The sequence below is a fragment of the Leifsonia sp. NCR5 genome, assembly GCF_002105485.1.
Classification (GTDB): Bacteria; Actinomycetota; Actinomycetes; order Actinomycetales; family Microbacteriaceae; genus Leifsonia.
This window is the reverse complement of sequence record NZ_NCSR01000009.1, coordinates 108,829-127,335: the sequence shown is the minus strand read 5'-3', so window position 1 is coordinate 127,335 and position 18,507 is coordinate 108,829. Positions and strand designations below refer to the sequence as shown.

Here is an 18,507-nt window from a genome sequence, read left to right as displayed (position 1 = left end):
GTTGGGGGTAGGTATCCTGTCCCCAGTCCGGGACCTGGCCCGATCCGCCCAGCAGGCCCTGCCTACAATTGGGGGACCGTTTTGTGCTTCAACCGACCCGGGAGGCGATATGGCCCGGCGATTGCCGTCACAGCCGCCTAATCTTCCCGGGTTCTCGTACGTTCGTGTGCTCGGCTCCGGCGGCTTCGCCGACGTGTTCCTGTACGAGCAGAACATGCCGCGCCGCCAGGTGGCGGTCAAGGTCATGCTCGCCGAAGTGGTCACCAGCCAGGTCAAGCAGATGTTCCAGGCGGAGGCCAACCTGATGGCCCAGCTGAGCACGCACCCGTCGATCCTCACCGTCTACCAGGCGAGTGTCTCCGCCGACGGCCGCCCGTATCTGGTGATGGAGCTGTGCTCGTCGGCGATCGGCCAGCGCTACCGGATGGACCCCCTCCCCGTCGCCGAGGCGCTGAGCATCGGCGTGCGGATCGCCAGCGCGGTCGAGACGGCGCACAGGGCCGGCGTGCTGCACCGGGACATCAAGCCGTCGAACATCCTGACCACCGCATACGGGCATCCGGTGCTGAGCGACTTCGGGATCGCCGCCACCCTGGGGGAGGCCGAGGTGACGGAGGCGATCGGGCTGTCCATCCCGTGGTCGGCGCCCGAGGTGCTCCTCGACGAGACCAGCGGCACCATCGCGAGCGAGATCTGGGCGCTCGGCGCGACCATATACTCGCTGCTCGCCGGCCGTTCGCCGTTCGAGGTGATCGGCAAGGAGAACACCTCCTCCGAGCTCATCTCGCGCATCACCAAGGGACGCCCGCAGCCGATCGGCCGCGTCGACGTTCCTCCGCGGCTGGAGCAGGTGCTGCAGAAGGCGATGTCGAAGAAGCCGTCGGCCAGGCAGCGCAGCGTGATCGAGTTCATCCGGGAGCTGCAGGCGGTGGAGACCGAGCTCGGCCTGCCGCAGACGCCGATCGAGGTCGCGATGGACGACTGGGCGCTCGCCACGGCGGAGGACCCGGAGGACAGGACCCGCGTGAAGGGCCTGGTCTCCGTCGACCCGTCCGCCACGCGCCGGCGGCGCAGGAACGCGTCGGCGGCGACCGTCATGCGCGCCCCGACGAGGACCGTGGTGCGCGAGAGCGCAGGAAGCATGCCGAGCAGCACGGCGCCTCCGCCTGCCCGATGGTCGCGCGCACTGGTGCTCTCGCTGGTCGCCTGCGCGATCCTGGTGGTCGCGCTGGCCGTGACGGCCACGTTCGTGCTGGTGAAGGTGTCGTCGAGCGGGGAGATCCCGACGGTGCGCGACCTCTCCGGCCGGGTGTCGTCCGGGACCATCGTGTTCAGCTGGACCGACCCCGGCCTGCAGCCAGACGACACCTATCAGGTGGCGGTCGGGGACGAGCCGCCGAGCAGCCAGCACGCCACCGAGTTCCGGGTGGATGCGAAACCCGGCGAGACCGTGTGCGTCACCGTCACCGTCAACAGGGACGGCAAGACCGGCGCCCCCAGCGGCCAGAAGTGCGTTCAGAGAGCCGACAGCCCGTGATCGGTGCCTGGATCGCGGCGCACAAGTCGCTCGTGGCGACCGTGACGAGCAGCACGGCTGTCGTCGCGCTCGTGACGACGCTCGCCGTCGTCTCCGGCGGATACAGCGCCCAGCACCTGCAGCTCGGCGATGCGGCCGTCTGGGTGGCGAGCGGAGCGAAGAAGTCGCTCGGCAGGGCCAACACCGAGATCGACAAGCTCAACTCCGTGGTCACCGGCACGGGGGAGGCCATCGACGTCGTCCAGGACGGCTCGAACGTGCTGCTGCTCGACAAAGAGACGAACACCCTCGCCGTCGTCGACCCTGCCACTAGCGAGGCGGGCAAGTCCGTCGCGCTTCCCCCGCGCTCGCCGCGGGTCGACATCTCCGGCGACCACGTCTCGCTGCTCTCGCAGGCGACGGGGCAGCTCTGGCTGACGACGGTGCCGCAGCTCGACCAGTTCAACGCGGGCTCCGGCTCGACCATCGACCTCGGCGGACGGACCATCGCGGCGATGGATCCCGCCGGCGCCCTGTTCGCCTACCTGCCGGACACGAAGACGGTCACCAGGATCGACGTGACGGGCTCCGAGCCGACGACCACCTCGCAGAAGGTGCCGACGACGGGCGACGGAGCCGCGGCGGCGCTCACCGTCGTCGGTGGCAAGTGGGCGCTCTTCGATCCGGATGCGCGTGCCGTCTACCTGGCGGGGAGGACCGTCGACCTCTCCGGCTTCCTCCGCACGGGCGACGACGCCGTCGTGCAGCAGCCGTCCGCCTCCGGGGACGCGGTGTGGATCGCGACCAACTCCGGGCTCATCGAAGTGCCACTCGACGGCACGAAGCCGTCCCGCGCGTTCGCGGACGCGTCCGGCGCCCCAGCGGCTCCCATCACGGTCGGCGACTGCACGTACGCCGCGTGGGCCGGAGGAGCTGCGTGGTCGACGTGCGACGCATCCGGTGCAGGAAAAGCCTCGACGCTCAGCGAGGTTCCCGGCGGAGCGGCGCTCGCCTTCCGCGCCAACACGGGCAGGGTCGTGCTGAACGACGCCAAGTCCGGCGTCTCCTGGGCCGTGCAGAGCGGCAACACGCGCATCGACAACTGGGACGAGCTCGTCGCCAAGAAGAACACGAAGGAACTCGTCGACCAGTCCAGGCAGGACACGACGCCGCAGTACGAGAAGCAGCAGCAGCCACCAGTGGCCGTCGACGATCAGTTCGGCGCGCGGCCGGGACGCGTAACGCCGCTGCCCGTGCTGCTCAACGACTACGACCCGAACGGCGATGTGCTCACGATCGACTCGTTCACGGGCATCCCGGTGGAGCAGGGCACCCTCGAGCTGACCAACAGCAACCAGCAGCTGCAGATCACCCTGCCGGACACGGCGAGTGGCACGATCGCGTTCGACTACACCATCTCGGACGGCAGGGGAGGCACGGCGTCCGCCCACGTGGTGGTGAGCGTGCGCCTGCCCACCGAGAACTCCCCGCCGGTCTGCGCCAGGGCGGCGAAGGCCGTCGTGCAGGCGGGAGGCCGGGTCACCAGCTCGGTGCTCAGCGAGTGCTACGACCCGGATGGCGACTCCTTCTTCCTCGCCGGGGCGAGCGTTCCCGGCCCGGACACCGTGACGTTCACGCCGCAGGGCCAGGTCGCGTTCTCCGACCACGGCCAGGGCGGCGACCTCAAAGACGTGAGCCTGGTGGTGTCCGACGCCCTCGCCCAGGGAACGGGAACACTCGCCGTGACCGTGCGCGCGCCCGGCCAGGTGCCGATCATCGCCGACCCGTTCGCCGTGCTCGCCTATCAGGGCCAGGAGGTGACGGTGCAGCCGCTCGCGCACGTGCGCGGCGGGAACGGCACCGTGCGGCTGAGCAACGTCCCGAGCAAGGCCGACGCGACGATCACTCCCGACTACCAGGGCGGCACGTTCCGCTTCGACTCCGACCAGGTCGGGACGCACAACATCGAGTACACGGTCTCCGACGGCGTCGTCACCTCCACCGGCACGGTCCGGATCGACGTGAAGGCCCCGCCCGGCGCCAAGACGGCGCCCATCGCGGTGCCGCACACCGCGTTCATCCGGGAGCAGACCACCCAGGACGTGGATGTGCTCTCCACCGACATCGACCCGTCCGGTGGCGTGCTGCTGGTCACCGGGGTGACCGCCCCGCCGCCGACCAGCGGCGTCCGCGTCGAGATCCTCGGCCAGCGCACGCTGCGCGTGACGCTCAACCGTCCGCTCGCCGGCCCGATGGACTTCCACTACCAGCTGAGCAACGGGCTCGCCGACGCGGTCGGCACCGTGACGGTCGTGCAGCTGCCGCCGCTGACCGTGCACCAGCCGCCGATCGCGGCGCCGGACTCCGTCTCGGTGCGCGTGGACGACGTGGTCGACATCCCGGTGCTCACCAACGACATCCAGCCGGACGGCGACAAGCTCACCCTCGACCCGACGCTGGCGACGCCGCTGCCGTCCGGCGCCGGCCTGCTCTTCGCGAGCGGCAGCCAGCTGCGCTACCTCGCGCCGTCGAAGCCGGGCAACTTCACGGCGGCGTACAAGGTGTTCGGCGAGGACGGCCAGTGGGCGACCGCCGAGGTCAACATCGCCGTCCGCGAGCGCGACGAGGCCACGAACAACCCGCCCGTGCCGAAGACGGTGACGGCGCGCGTGCTCGCCGGTGACACGGTCCGCATCACGGTGCCGCTGTCCGGCATCGACCCCGACGGCGACTCCGTGCAGTTCATCGGGCAGGAGACGAACCCACAGAAGGGCGCCGTGATCGCCTCCGGTGCGGACTGGATGGACTTCCAGGCCGGAGACTACGCGGCAGGCACCGACACCTTCAGCTACGCGGTGGTGGATGCGCTCGGCGCGCGAGCCACGGGGACGGTCAGGGTCGGCATCGCCCCGCGCGTCGACGGAGCGCGGAACCCCGTCGCGGTCGAGGACGACGTGACGACCAGGCCGGGCAAGACCCTGAACATCCAGGTGCTCGCCAACGACAGCGACCCCGACGGCAGTCCGCTGACGGTCAGCAAGGTGTCGTCGCTCGACGGCAAGGCGAAGGCGAAGATCACCGACGACATCGTGGTCGTCACGGCACCGAAGGCCGAGGGGACGTACGGCTTCCTCTACACGATCCAGAACCAGCGCGGCGGCACGAGCGAGAACTTCGTGCGCGTGACGGTCAGCGCGAACGCCCCTCCCGCGCGTCCGGTGGTCTCCGACACGTCGCTCGGCCTGTCGGACATCCTGGGCAAGGACAGGGTCAACGTCAACGTGCTGGCCAACGTGTTCTTCGCGGACGGGCCGGTCTCCTCACTCAAGCTGCAGCTCGTGCCCGGCTACGGCACCAGCGCCCAGGTGACGGCCAACAAGCGGATCAGGATCACGATCGGCGCCAAGAGCCAGATCATCCCGTTCAAGGTCACCAACCCGGACGACGAGTCGATCTCCGGCTACGGGTTCGTGCACATCCCCGGATACAACGACGCCCTTCCGCAGGTGAAGCGCGGCGCCCCCGACCTCACGGTGGTCAGCGAGAAGACGCTGACGATCCACCTCAACGACTACATCGTGGCCGTCGGCGGACGCAAGGTGCGGCTGACCGACGCGGCGACCGTGCGGGCGACGCACGCGAACGGCGACGACCTCGTCGTCAACAACGACACCCTGCAGTACACGAGCACGTCGCGCTACTTCGGGCCGGCATCCATCTCGTTCCAGGTGACGGACGGCACGTCGGCCGGCGACCCGAACGGCAACGTCGCCACCATCGTGCTGCCGATCCAGGTCACGGCGCGGCAGAACCAGCCCCCGGTGTTCACCGGGGCGCTGATCGATTTCGAGCCCGGGCAGACGAAGACGGTCGACCTCACGAAGCTCACCAGCTACCCGTATGCGAAAGACCAGAACGAGCTGGCCTTCAGCATCCAGGACCCGAAGCCCGACGGCGTCTCCGTCTCGCTCGACGGGCGCAAACTCACGATCGCGGTCGCCGCCGGCACCGCGAAGGGCGCGCATCCCTCGATCGCGATCGGGGTGCGGGATGCGGTCAACGCCGGGCAGCCAGGACGCATCGACCTCAACGTGGTGCCGTCCACCAGGCCGCTGGCGAGTCCGCAGTCCGACACCGTGATCGCGCCCCGCGGCCAGACGACGAGCGTGGATGTGCTCGCCAACGACAAGGCGACCAACCCGTTCCCCGACAAGCCGCTCAGGGTCGTCGGCGTGCGCGGGCTGGGCAGCAGCGACCTGCCGAGCGGGGTCACCATCACGCCGAGCGCGGACAACTCGACCCTGAGCATCCAGGTGTCTGCGACGGCGGCGCCCGCCGACGCGACGGTGCAGTACGAGGTGGCGGATGCGACGGGCGACCCCGACAGGTACACCTGGGGAACGGTGACGGTGTCCGTGCAGGACAAGCCGGCCCCGGTCTCGAACGTGCAGATCACGGCGTTCGCCGACCGGTCGCTGACGGTGTCGTGGATCCCCGGCGCGTTCAACAACTCGCCGATCACCGGATTCGAGGTGACGGTCGCGAACGCGGCGACGGGCCAGGTCTTCTCCACCACGCCGTGCGCGACGACCAGCTGCGCCGTCCAGACGCCGGGCAACGGCCCGGACAACGCCGTCACCATCGCCGTGCGGGCGAAGAACGCACTCGGGCTGTCCGACCCGACCGCATACACAGAGCCGGTCTGGTCGGACGTGATCCCCGGAGCCCCGTCCGGGCTGTCGTCGCAGCCGCTCGACCATGGACTGCGGATCAGCTGGACCAAGCCGGCCGACGTGCCGGGCGCCAGCCCGATCAGCTCGTACGTGGTCACCCTCGGCGGACAGACCGCCTCGCTCGCCGTGCAGCGCGGCGACGCGGTCGGCACCCAGTACTCGCTCAACCTCGCGGACGGCAGCATCGCGAACGGCGCAGCCATCGGATACGCGGTGTCGTCCCGCAACGACTTCTACGCCGGGCGCACCAGCTGGAACCAGAGCCAGAGCAGCGGCGTGCCCGCCGGCGCTCCGCTCGTCACCGGCCCCGCGCCGACGGCGACGCCGAGCATGACGGACGGGTCGACGGCCACGCTCAGCTGGCCGACGGTGTTCAGCGACAACGGCAAGGCGATCACGCGCTACTACGCCGGTGTCTTCCAGGGCTCGGCGATACCGAACTGCTCGGTCACGGGTGTCGAGTCCGGCAACCCCGTGCTGCAGGTGGACCCCACCTCGTCGTCGTTCGTCTCGACGGCGGGCACGAGCACCACGTTCCGGGGGCTGCAGCCGAACACGAGCTACAACTTCGTGGTCTACGCGTACAACGGACAGGGATGCACACGCAGCAGTGTCGTCACGGCAACACCGCGGCAGGCACCGGGGGCTCCGACCGCCGTGAGCGTGTCCGGGCCGGTGTCGAGCTCCCAGGATCGGTACGACTTCCGGCTCGACGGCGTGACGTACCGCGCGGGCAGCGGTGCCAACCCGGTCGTCTCCTACCGACTGACCGGCGCCGGCGTCAACGAGTCCGGCACGCTCAGGGGCACCTCGGGGCTACTGACCGGCGCGGGCGGCAACCACTACGGCATACCGCTCACCCTCACGATCACCCGGATCTGCGAGGGCTACCCGGACAACTCGCAGCTGTGCAGCGATCCGGGCGCCCAGCTCAGCGTGCCGCTCGGGGTGGCCGTCGCGACCGACCTCGGCGGGGTTCGATTCACCACCACGCCGGTCCCGGACACCGACCCGGTGACCTACACCTACGCGTACACCTGGACGTCGTGGCCGACCGGCTCCTACGACTCGGTGACGTACAGCTGCGACGGCGGCGTCACCCAGACGCCGATGCCCGCCGTCGGTCAGACCGCATCCTGTGCCCCGGTGGACCCGAGCTTCCCGCTGGTCGTCTCCGTGACCGTCGGCGGCAGCACGTACACCCAGAGCTACGCGAGTTCTGCCGTGCCGCAAGGGTAGGAACGGCCATACTGAATGACAATGCCCGCAATGCAGACGAACCCCCACGGCACCGGCCGCGGCACCACCCAGAAGACGCTGAGAGGCCACGCATGACAATGACCCCCGAGCAGGCGACGTGGTTCTCCGGCGTCTTCGAGCGGCTGGTGTCGAACATCGACAGGGTGCTGCTCGGCAAGGCGCACATCATCCGGCTGTCCCTCACGGCGCTGTTCAGCGAAGGGCACCTGCTGCTGGAGGACTTCCCCGGCACGGGCAAGACGTCGCTGGCGCGCGCCATCGCGCAGAGCGTCCGCGGCACGAGCAACCGGGTGCAGTTCACCCCCGACCTGCTGCCGGGCGATATCACCGGCGTCAACATCTTCGACCAGCGCACCGGCGCGTTCGAGTTCCACCGCGGCCCGGTCTTCGCGAACATCGTGCTCGCCGACGAGATCAACAGGGCGAGTCCCAAGACCCAGTCGGCGCTGCTCGAAGTGATGGAGGAGGAGCAGGTCACGGTCGACGGCGTCCGCCACCAGGTCGGCGCCCCGTTCATGGTCATCGCCACGCAGAACCCGATCGAGCAGGCGGGGACGTACCGGCTTCCGGAGGCGCAGCTCGACCGGTTCCTGATGAAGGCGTCGATCGGCTACCCGGACCACGAGGCGACCCTGCGCATCCTGGAGGGGTCGGAGCACCGGGCGCACGAGATCGTCGTGCCGGAGGTCATCTCGGCGGCCACGGTGGTGGAGATGGCCGGCATGGCGCGCACCGTTCACGTCGACGCCACGATCAACGACTACGTCTCCCGGCTGGTGGATGCGACGCGCACGGCCGACGAGATCCGTCTCGGCGTCAGCGTGCGCGGCGCGCTCGCGCTCGTACGCGCGTCCAAGACGCTCGCTGCGTCGGCCGGCCGGTACTACGTGACGCCCGACGACGTGAAGGCGCTGGCGGAGCCGGTGCTCGCCCACCGCCTCGTGCTCGACCCCGAGGCCGAGTTCGAGGGTGTGACAGCGTCGAGCGTGGTCGCCCAGATCCTGATCGAGACGCCGCCGCCCGGGGATCGGGTCGCCGTGTGAGCACCACCGTCAGTCGCACCCAGGCGGAGCTCACCAACGCCAGGGCGAGGATCGTCGGCACCAGGGACGGATTCCTGGCCGACGTGATCGTGCTGGTCGTGCGGTCGACCTCTGCCGCCTGGCGGGCGGTTTCCGGGGTGGCGCGCAGGATCGGCTCGGTGGTCACGCCGCTCGGCTGGGCTCTCGCCGTCGTCGCGATCCTCGGGCTGACCTCCGGCTATGTGTACGGCTGGCTGGAGGCGGTGGTGGTCGGCTGGTCGGCCGTCGCCCTGCTGGTGGTGGCCTCCGGCTACCTGGCGGGGCGCAACGCGTACCGGGTGCAGCTGGCCCTGCCATCGAACCGCGTCGTGGTGGGGGAGAAGGCGCCCGGCGAGGTGATCGTGCGGAACCCCGTGCGTCGGAGGCTCCCCGGTGTGCGGGTCGAGGTGCCGGTCGGGCACGGTCTCGCCGAGTTCGCCGCTCCGTCGCTGGCCGGAGGCGAGGAGCACTCCGACGTCTTCCTGGTGCCGACCACACGCAGAGGCATCGTGCCGATCGGCCCCGTGCGCACGGTGCGCGCCGACCCGGTGGGCGTCGTGCGGCGCGAGATGGTGTGGGCGGAGTCGCTCGACCTGTTCGTGCATCCGCGGACCATCGCCATCCCGAGCATGAGCACGGGGTTCGTGCGCGACCTGGAAGGCGCCCCGACGCGCGACCTGACCGCGAGCGACATCGCGTTCCACGCGCTGCGCGAGTACGTTCCGGGCGACGAGCGCAGGAACATCCACTGGAAGTCGACGGCGAAGACCGGCAGCTACATGGTGCGGCAGTTCGAGGAGACGAGGCGCAGCCACCTGCTGGTCGCCCTCAGCCTGTCGAGCTCCGATTACGGCAACGACGAGGAGTTCGAGCTGGCGGTGAGCGCCGCCGGTTCGCTCGGCGTGCGCGCCATGCTCGACTCGCGCACCGTGTCCGTGGTCGCGAGCGCACGCACGCCGGACTTCGCGAAGAAGATCGTGCACACCGTCCGGCGCCTCAGCGTCGTGAACAGGGGCAGGCTGCTCGACGACCTCGCTAGTGTCGAGCTGGCGCCGACGGCACTCCGGCTGCCGGAGCTCGCGCAGATCGCGGCGGAGGAATCGACGGGCACCTCCATCGCGTTCCTCGTCTGCGGCTCGACCGTGACCGCTACGCAGCTGCGCGCCTCCGCATCGCACTTCCCGCTCGGCGTCGACGTGGTCGCCGTGGTCTGCGACGAGGGGGCGGTGCCCGCCCTGCGCAGGGTGTCCGACCTCAGCGTGCTCACCATCGGCTACCTGGAAGACCTGCAGAAGAGCCTGGCGAAACGGCTGGCGACCTGATGGCAGTGCAGCAGAAGACGAAGCGCACGACCGTCTCCGCCGTGGATGCGCGGAAGCGGCTGGCGGGCGCCGCCGTCGACACCACGTTCGCGATCGTCGCCACCGGGCTGGCCGCCGCGGCCTTCTGGCCGGTGTACCAGTCGTCCGCGTTCGCGGTGATGCTCGGCGTGACCCTCTTGGTCGGGGCCGCCATCGCCGTGCTCGGCGCGGTGTTCCGCTGGCCGAGCATCGTCGTCGCTCCGCTCGTCGTACTGGTGTACCTCGGCCTCGGCACCCAGCTGGCGGTGCCGGGGGAGACGACGGCGCGCGGCCTGCTGCCCACCGCGCAGGGCTTCGGCGATCTGGTGCGCGCCACCTGGCTCAGCTGGAAGCAGCTCGTCACGATCTCGCTGCCGGTCGGCTCGTACCAGGCGCTGCTCGTCCCCGCGTTCATCCTGATCCTCGTCGCCGTCGTGGCGACGGTGTCGACGGCGCTGCGCGCCAAGCGGGGAGAGCTGGCCGCCATCCCGCCCATCCTCCTGATGCTGGCGGGCATCCTGCTCGGCTCCGGCACCTCCGCCGTCCCGCTCTGGCTGGCGCTGACCCTGTTCGCGGTGCTGCTCGGCTGGATGATCCGGTTCCGGCTGCGCAGACGCGCGGCGTCGGTGCGCAGTCTCACCGAGCAGAGCGGCGTCATCGTCGAGTCGGCCCGCGACAGGAGGAGGACCGTCGGCCGCACCCTCGTCGGCGCGGCCGTCATCGTGGCCATCGCCTGCGTCGCCGGCACCGCCGCCGCCGTGCTCGCCCCACCGGACCGCGAGCGCCAGGTGGTGCGCACCGCCGTCGAGCAGCCGTTCGATCCCCGCTCGTACCCGACGCCGCTGAGCGGCTTCCGCTCCTACCTCGAACCGGCCAAGGCCGACGAGCCGATGCTCACGGTCGACGGGCTCCCGTCCGACCGGCGCCTGCGCATCGCGACGCTCGACACCTACGACGGCGTGACGTACTCGGTCGGCACCGACGCGGTGACCAGCGCATCCGGATCGTTCACCCGCGTGCCGTACCGGATGGACCAGAACGGCGTCACCGGAACGCGCGACACCATCGCGGTGACCGTGCGCGACTACCGCGGCCCCTGGGTCCCCGGCAGCGGCCAGCTGCAGCAGATCACCTTCCACGGCTCGAACGCGCCGACGCTCTCCGGCGCGTTCTTCTACAACGACGTCACCGGCACAGGCGCCGTCACCCGCAGCCTCGCATCCGGAGACAGCTACACGATGGATGCGGTGGTCAAGCCCGAGGTCACCGCCGCCGGCCTCACGAAGGCGGAGCCGGGCAGCGCGGTGGTTCCGAAGCCGGCGATCATCCCGGACGAGCTGTCGCAGACGCTGCAGAAGTACACCGCGGGCGTGACCGGCGCCGGCGCGAAGCTCGCAGCAGCGCTCGACGGGCTCGCGGCCGACGGGTACATCAGCCACGGCATCGGACCGGACGAGCCGCCGAGCAGGTCGGGGCACGGAGCAGACCGCATCACGGAGCTGCTCACCGACATCCCGATGCTGGGCGACCAGGAGCAGTACGCCGTGACCGCTGCCCTGATGGCGAGGCAGCTGGGCTTCCCGGCCCGCGTCGTCGTCGGATTCGTCGCTCCGAAGGACCAGGCGAGCTCGGCGAGCGTCACCCTCACCGGCTCGGACATCTCGGCGTGGATCGAAGTGCAGACGGCGGACGGCTGGGTCACGGTCGACCCGACACCGCCGCTGCGCCCCGTCCCGCCGAAGCAGCCGGACCAGCCGACGCAGATCACGCGCCCGCAGACCAACGTGCAGCCTCCCGTCGACGACACACCCGCGCAGCGCGACGACCCGCCGCAGGCGCAGGTCGACAAGAGCAACACCCCGCAGCCCAACCCGCTCCTGGATGCGATCCTCACGGTGCTCACCATCCTCGGCTGGGTGGTGCTCGGCCTGGCGATCCTCTCCGCGCCGTTCCTCGCCGTCCTCGCCGCGAAGTGGCGGCGCAGGGCGCTGCGCAGGCGAGCGCCGACCTCGGTGGAGCGCATCGCGGGAGGGTGGCGCGAATTCGCGGACACCGCGGTCGACCACGGCTACGACCCGCCGCCCGCTGCGACCAGGAAGGAGTTCGCCGGCACAATCGGCGGCTCCCGGGCGAGCGCCCTGGCGGCGGTCGCCGACCGGGCGGTGTTCAGCCCGATCGCCCCCACCGAGGAGGAGGCGGACACGGTCTGGAAGGCCGTCGACGAACTGCGCGGCCAGCTCGGCAAGCGCGACACACGGTGGAAGCGCCTGCTGGCGGCGGTTTCGCTCCGCTCGCTCGGCTACCGTGGGTGGAAGGGCAACGGAAGGAAAGGCAGACGATGAACTGTCGGGTGTGTGGCAGCGAATTGTCGGACGGAACCCTGTTCTGCGGCAACTGCGGAAGCTCGGTGACGGCGGCGCGCGTTCGGCCGCCTGCCGTCGCGGACTCCCGGCCCTCCGACACCTCCATTGTGGAGCGCCTGCCCAAGCCGGCGGTCGCCGGACGGTTCCCGGGAGCGGAGTCCCTGGACGACGCGCCGATCCTGGTCGAAGACCTCGACGCGGCGCCCCCGGTCGAGCAGGCACAGGTGACGTACACGCTCAGCTTCTCCACCGGACCGAGCGTCGAGGTGTCGGGCACCGGCCTGATCGGCCGCCGCCCGATCACGCAGCCGGGGGAGCAGGTCGACCAGCTGATCACCGTCGACGACCCGGCCAGGAGCGTCTCGAAGACGCACCTCGAGTTCGGCATCGAGGCGGGGGAGCTGTGGATCTGCGACCGGTACTCCGGGAACGGGACGGTCGCGCATCCACTCGGCGGCGTCGCCCGCCTCTGTGAGGCAGGACGACGCTACCGCGTGACGCGCGGCACCCGCGTGGAGATCGGCGACCAGTGGTTCGACGTCAGCTGAGCTGACGTCGCAGCGCCCCCGCCCGGGATGCGCGGCTAGGCGAGTGCGTCGGCGACCGTCCCGGAGGTGAGGCCGTGGGCCTCTGCCACGGCGGAGTTGGTCACCGTGCCTGCGTGCACGTTCAGGCCGAGCGCGAGGGAGGCGTCAGCAGACAGCGCCTCGCGCCAGCCGCGGTTGGCGATGGCGCGCGCGTACGGCAGCGTCGCGTTGGTCAGCGCGTACGTCGAGGTGTGCGGCACCGCGCCCGGCATGTTCGCGACGCAGTAGAACAGCGACTGGTGCACTGTGAACGTCGGGTCGGCGTGGGTGGTCGGGTGGGAGTCCGCGAAGCAGCCGCCCTGGTCGACGGCGATGTCGACGAGCACGCTCCCCGGCTTCATCCTGGACACCAGCTCGTTGCTCACCAGCTTCGGCGCCTTCGCGCCGGGAACGAGCACGGAGCCGATGACGAGGTCCGAGGCGACGACCGCCTTCTCGATCTCGAAGCTGTTCGAGGCGATGGTCTTGATGCGTCCCGCGTAGAGCGCATCCAGTTCGCGCAGGCGGGCGATGTTGGTGTCGAGCACCGTCACCTCCGCGCCGAGGCCGACGGCCACCGAGGTCGCGTTCGTGCCCGCGACGCCGCCGCCGAGCACCGTGACGACGGCCGGGTGCGTGCCGGGAACGCCGGGGACCAGGAGGCCGGGACCGCCGTTCGGCTTGAGCATCGTGTTCGCGCCGACGATCGGGGCGAGGCGTCCGGCCACCTCGCTCATCGGGGCGAGCAGGGGGAGCGCGCGGGACGGCAGCTGCACGGTCTCGTACGCGATGGCGGTGACGCCGGAGTCGATGAGCGCGCGGGTGAGGTTCTCCTCCGCGGCGAGGTGCAGGTAGGTGAACAGCACGAGGCCGGCACGGAAGTGCTGGTACTCGCTCTCGATCGGCTCCTTGACCTTGAGCACCAGGTCCGCGATCTGCCAGGTGGATACGGCGTCCGGCAGGATCGTGGCGCCCGCCGAGGCGTAGAGCTCGTCGGGGATGGAGGAACCGACACCTGCCTCGGTCTCGACGTAGACCTCGTGCCCGTTCGCGACGAGGTCGTGCACGCCGGCCGGGGTGATCGCCACCCGGAACTCGTTGTTCTTGATTTCGCGGGGGATCGCGACCTTCATGGGGCTCCTTACACGTCGACGTGGTGGTTCGATGATCACCCTAGCCCGAACACAACGACGATTTCGACTGTCCCTTGGTCGTATTTGTGCTGATTTCGTGAATTCGCAGGGGAGAGGGCGCGGATTCCGCCAGCGGGCCTCCCTCGGAAGGGGCTGCACAACGGTTTCCCCGTCGAAAACGACGATCCGAAACGGATTTCGTGAAGATTGTGTTTCGGAATGGACGTTTTCCCCATTGGATGATGCGCACAGCACCGGCCATGTGCCAGTATCGACCCACCGCACGGGCACATCGAAGTGCCGGCGGGTTGTTGTGCGTGATCGTGTTCGACCCCGAAGGAGCACCACTCGTGAATTCCAGGCAGCTTCCGCAAGACCCGATGATCCAGAAACTGGTGGAATCCGCCAGGCGTTCTCAGATGACACGCCGCGGGCTCCTCGCCGGTGCCGGCGCCAGCGCTGCGGCGCTCGCCCTGGCCGCCTGCTCCACCGGCGGAGCGTCGAGCAAGCCGACCGCGGCCAAGGACGTGTCGTCGTCGGACAAGACGCTGACCTGGGCCAACTGGCAGGCATACCTCGACCAGGACGACAACGGCAAGTACCCGACGCTCATGGCGTTCGAGAAGCAGACCGGCATCACGGTCAAATACGACGTGGCCGTCGACGACAACAACACCTACTACGCCAAGGTGAAGGACCAGCTCGCCCTCGGCAAGGACATCGGGGCCGACACCGTCTGCCTCACCGACTGGATGGTCGCCCGCCTCATCCGGTTCGGCTACGTGCAGACCTTCGACGAGTCGGCCATCCCGAACAAGAAGAACCTGTCGCCGTCGCTTCAGGATGCCGACTTCGACCCTGGACGCAAGAAGTCCCTGCCCTGGCAGAGCGGTTTCGCCGGCATCTGCTGGAACAAGTCCAAGCTGCCGAACGGCCTCAAGTCGGTCGACGACCTGTGGAAGCCCGAGCTCAAGGGCAAGGTCGGCGTGCTGAGCGAGATGCGCGACACGATGGGGCTGCTCATGCTGCAGCAGGGCGTCGACATCTCGAAGAAGTTCAGCGACGACGACTTCAACAAGGCCATCGACAAACTGACCAAGGAGGTCAGCGACGGGCAGATCCGCAACATCAAGGGCAACTCGTACCTCAACGACCTCAAGAGCGGGGACACCCTCGCCGCGATCTGCTGGTCGGGCGACATCACCCAGCTGAACGCCGAGGCTGGAGACAACTGGGAGTTCATCCTGCCGGAGGCGGGCGGCACCCTGTGGAGCGACAACTTCGTCATCCCGATCGGCTCGCCGCGCAAGGCGAACGCCGAGAAGCTGATCGACTACTACTACCAGCCGGAGGTCGCAGCGGAGGTGGCCGCCTGGGTGAACTACATCACCCCGGTGGTCGGTGCGAAGGAGGCCGCGGTCAAGATCGACCCGGAGCTCGCAGACAACCAGCTGATCTTCCCGGACGACACCACCCTCTCGAACGCGCACATCTTCCGCACCCTCACCCCGGCGGAGGAGCAGAAGTACCAGGCGGCGTTCCAGAAGGTCATCCTGGGCGCCTGATGGCACGCGGAGCATTCGCCGAGTCCGGCGCCGACCTGCAGCTGGTCGGGATCAAGAAGCGCTTCCCGGGGTTCACGGCGATCGAGAACCTCGACCTCACCATCCCGGCCGGTTCGTTCTTCGCCCTGCTCGGGCCGAGTGGATGCGGGAAGACCACCACCCTGCGCCTCGTCGCCGGGCTCGAAGAGCCGACGGAGGGTCAGATCCTCATCGGCGGCAAGGACGTCACCAAGACCAAGCCGTTCCAGCGCCCGGTCAACACGGTGTTCCAGAGCTACGCGCTCTTCCCGCACATGACAATCCTGGAGAACGTGGCGTTCGGGCTGCGCCGCCGCAAGATCGGCGACCCTGTACAGAAGGCGCACGAGGCGCTGCGCCTGGTGGAGCTCGACCACCTCGCCTCCCGGCGGCCCGCCCAGCTGTCCGGCGGTCAGCAGCAGCGCGTCGCCCTGGCCCGCGCCGTCGTCAACCGGCCCGCCCTGCTGCTGCTCGACGAGCCGCTCGGCGCGCTCGACCTCAAGCTGCGCCGCCAGATGCAGCTGGAGCTGAAGTCGATCCAGAACGAGGTCGGCCTCACCTTCGTGCACGTCACGCACGACCAGGAGGAGGCCATGACGATGGCCGACACCGTCGCCGTGATGAACAAGGGCGAGATCGAGCAGATGGGCGCCCCCGCTGTGCTCTACGAGCTTCCGGCCACCGTGTTCGTGGCGAACTTCCTCGGCCAGTCCAACCTGTTCGTCGGCCCGATCCTGGACGGGGGAGGAGACGCGCTCGGCGTGGATGTTGCCGGGCAGCGCATCCAGGTTCCCCGGTCGCGCGCTCAGCGGCACACCGGAACGGTCACGGTCGGCGTCCGTCCGGAGAAGCTGTCGCTGTTCTCCGACCCGTCCGCGATCCCCGGCGGCTCGAACATCCTGGGCCCAGGCCGGGTGATCGACGTGTCGTTCAGCGGTGTGAGCACGCAGTACCTGGTGCAGGTGCCCGGCGCAGGCACGATCGTCGTGTTCGCGCAGAACCTGTCGAGCGGTCCCGTCGCCACCCTCGGCGGCGAGGTGTGGATCGCGTGGGACCCGTCGCACACCTTCGTGCTCGCCGACGAACCACCGGCGGACGGCCGGTTCGCCGACGACTCCGACACCCAGATGATCGCGACGCAGGCCAAGGAGCGCATGCTGACGGAGCTCGAGGAGGCCTGATGGCGCTCGCCACCTTCTCGTCGGCCGCGCCGCCGACGGCGCAGGACCAGGAACCGCCGCAGCGGCGCAGGAGCGGCATCGCGCTCGTGCTGCTGCTGCCGGGCATCCTGTACCTGGTGCTGTTCTTCCTCACGCCGCTGGTGTCGCTCATCATCACGTCGTTCCAGACTCCCGTGGTGGATGGGGACATCGGGCAGTACCAGGCCGCGTTCCAATGGCAGAACTACACGGACGCGATCGCGGAGTACTGGCCGCAGATCATCCGGTCGTTCGTCTACGCGATCATCGCGACGGCCGCCGCTCTGGTGATCAGCTATCCCCTCGCGTACTTCATCGGCGTGAAGGTGCGGAAGTACCCCCTGCTGCAGAACCTCCTGATGACGCTCGTCATCGCACCGTTCTTCATCAGCTTCCTGCTCCGCACGCTGGCCTGGAAGCAGCTGCTCTCCGACGACTCCTGGTTCACCAGCTCGCTCAAGGCGCTGTCGATCCTGCCACCGGATGCGCACGTCACCGGCACGGCGTTCTCCGTCATCTTCGGTCTGACGTACAACTTCATCCCGTTCATGACGCTGCCGCTGTACTCGACGCTCGAACGACTGGATGTGCGCTACCTGGAGGCGGGAGCCGACCTGTACGCGAGTGCCTGGACGACGTTCCGCAAGGTCACCATCCCGCTGTCGATGCCCGGAATCGTCTCCGGCACGCTGCTGACCTTCATCCCGGCGGCCGGCGACTACATCAACGCGTCGCAGGACTTCCTCGGCGGCTCGGACACCTCGATGATCGGTAACGTCATCGAGACGAACTTCCTGGTGCTGCAGAACTACCCGACGGCCGCGGCCATGTCCGTGGTGCTGATGGCGGTCATCCTGGCGGTGGTCGGCGTCTATGTGAAGCGCAGTGGGACGGAGGATCTGCTGTGAAGGGCTTCCGGTTCAAGGGCCTCGGCCTCGGCGTCTACGCGTTCCTCGCGCTGGCGTTCCTGCTCATCCCGATCGTCTACACGTTCATCTTCTCGTTCAACGACGCGCTCAAGAACAACATCGCCTGGCGCGGGTTCACCTTCCGCAACTGGACGAACGTGTGCGACGCCGCCGGCATCTGCGACGCGTTCATGGCGAGCATCATCATCGGCATCGTGGCGACGGTGATCGCGACGGTGCTCGGCACGATGATCGCCATCGCGCTGATGCGCTACCGCTTCCGGTTCCGGTCGCAGACCAGCCTGCTGCTGTTCCTGCCGATGGCGAGCCCGGAGGTCGTGCTCGGCGCCGGCCTCGCCGCGCAGTTCCTCAGCCTGAGCGTGAACAAGGGCTTCGGCACGATCATCATCGCCCACGTGATGTTCTGCATCAGCTTCGTGGTGGTCACGGTGAAGGCGCGCGTCGCGAGCCTGGACCCTGCCCTGGAGGAGGCGGGACGCGACCTGTACGGGTCTCCGATCGCCGTGTTCTGGCGCATCACGTTCCCGCTGCTGCTCCCCGGCATCCTGTCGGCGGCGCTGCTGTCGTTCTCGCTCAGCTTCGACGACTTCATCATCACCAACTTCAACGCAGGTGCCGTGACGACGTTCCCGATGTACATCTACATCGCGGCGTCCCGCGGCATCCCCGCCCAGGCGAACGTGATCGCCTCCGCCGTGTTCATCATCACCATTCTCGTGGTGCTGATTACCCAGCTCACGGCGGCGGCACGAGCGAAACGGCTCGCCAGGAACGTGGGCTGACCGCTTCCGGTACCCGAGCCGAAGCACCCAGACCCCCAAAGG

At 69.2% G+C, this 18,507-nt stretch carries 11 protein-coding genes; 10 read left to right on the top strand and 1 reads right to left on the bottom strand.

Features of this window, described 5'->3' with window-relative positions:
- Positions 1 to 166: 166 nt before the first annotated feature.
- The 6 genes from B7438_RS09785 (at position 167) to B7438_RS09760 (ending at position 12,821) form a co-directional block, all read left to right on the top strand.
- On the top strand, positions 167 to 1,537 hold the full coding sequence (locus tag B7438_RS09785; protein WP_256921960.1) for a serine/threonine-protein kinase: 1,371 nt from the start codon (positions 167 to 169) through the stop codon (positions 1,535 to 1,537).
- Complete coding sequence (locus tag B7438_RS09780) at positions 1,534 to 7,488, top strand: Ig-like domain-containing protein (protein WP_143465761.1); 5,955 nt, start codon at positions 1,534 to 1,536, stop codon at positions 7,486 to 7,488. Before B7438_RS09785 ends, B7438_RS09780 begins: the two co-directional genes overlap by 4 nt.
- Before the next feature lie 92 nt (positions 7,489 to 7,580).
- Positions 7,581 to 8,552 carry a MoxR family ATPase gene (locus B7438_RS09775; protein ID WP_085369359.1) on the top strand — a complete coding sequence of 324 codons (972 nt, stop codon included), beginning with the start codon at positions 7,581 to 7,583 and terminating at the stop codon, positions 8,550 to 8,552.
- Entirely contained in the window at positions 8,549 to 9,892 is a 1,344-nt protein-coding gene (locus B7438_RS09770; RefSeq protein ID WP_085369358.1) for a DUF58 domain-containing protein, read from the top strand. Before B7438_RS09775 ends, B7438_RS09770 begins: the two co-directional genes overlap by 4 nt.
- On the top strand, positions 9,892 to 12,252 hold the full coding sequence (locus tag B7438_RS09765) for a transglutaminase domain-containing protein (RefSeq protein WP_143465759.1): 2,361 nt from the start codon (positions 9,892 to 9,894) through the stop codon (positions 12,250 to 12,252). The genes B7438_RS09770 and B7438_RS09765 overlap by 1 nt, the downstream gene beginning before the upstream one ends.
- Before the next feature lie 23 nt (positions 12,253 to 12,275).
- A complete protein-coding gene (locus tag B7438_RS09760; RefSeq protein WP_256921959.1) occupies positions 12,276 to 12,821 on the top strand; it encodes a hypothetical protein in 546 nt (181 codons plus the stop codon).
- Between the two features lie 35 nt (positions 12,822 to 12,856).
- Here B7438_RS09760 and ald read toward each other — a convergent pair whose 3' ends face one another.
- Complete coding sequence (gene ald / locus B7438_RS09755) at positions 12,857 to 13,972, bottom strand: alanine dehydrogenase (RefSeq protein WP_085369356.1); 1,116 nt, start codon at positions 13,970 to 13,972, stop codon at positions 12,857 to 12,859.
- Between the two features lie 419 nt (positions 13,973 to 14,391).
- Between ald and B7438_RS09750 the strand changes: the two genes are divergently transcribed.
- From B7438_RS09750 to B7438_RS09735, 4 genes are read left to right on the top strand one after another with little or no spacing between them, the layout of a single operon-like run.
- Complete coding sequence (locus B7438_RS09750; protein ID WP_247597340.1) at positions 14,392 to 15,537, top strand: PotD/PotF family extracellular solute-binding protein; 1,146 nt, start codon at positions 14,392 to 14,394, stop codon at positions 15,535 to 15,537.
- Entirely contained in the window at positions 15,537 to 16,736 is a 1,200-nt protein-coding gene (locus B7438_RS09745) for an ABC transporter ATP-binding protein (RefSeq protein WP_085369355.1), read from the top strand. Before B7438_RS09750 ends, B7438_RS09745 begins: the two co-directional genes overlap by 1 nt.
- Complete coding sequence (locus B7438_RS09740; protein WP_085369354.1) at positions 16,736 to 17,662, top strand: ABC transporter permease; 927 nt, start codon at positions 16,736 to 16,738, stop codon at positions 17,660 to 17,662. Before B7438_RS09745 ends, B7438_RS09740 begins: the two co-directional genes overlap by 1 nt.
- The gene (locus B7438_RS09735; RefSeq protein WP_085369353.1) at positions 17,659 to 18,465 is read left to right on the top strand and encodes an ABC transporter permease; all 807 of its coding nucleotides are present in this window, start codon (positions 17,659 to 17,661) and stop codon (positions 18,463 to 18,465) included. Before B7438_RS09740 ends, B7438_RS09735 begins: the two co-directional genes overlap by 4 nt.
- Positions 18,466 to 18,507 lie beyond the last annotated feature (42 nt).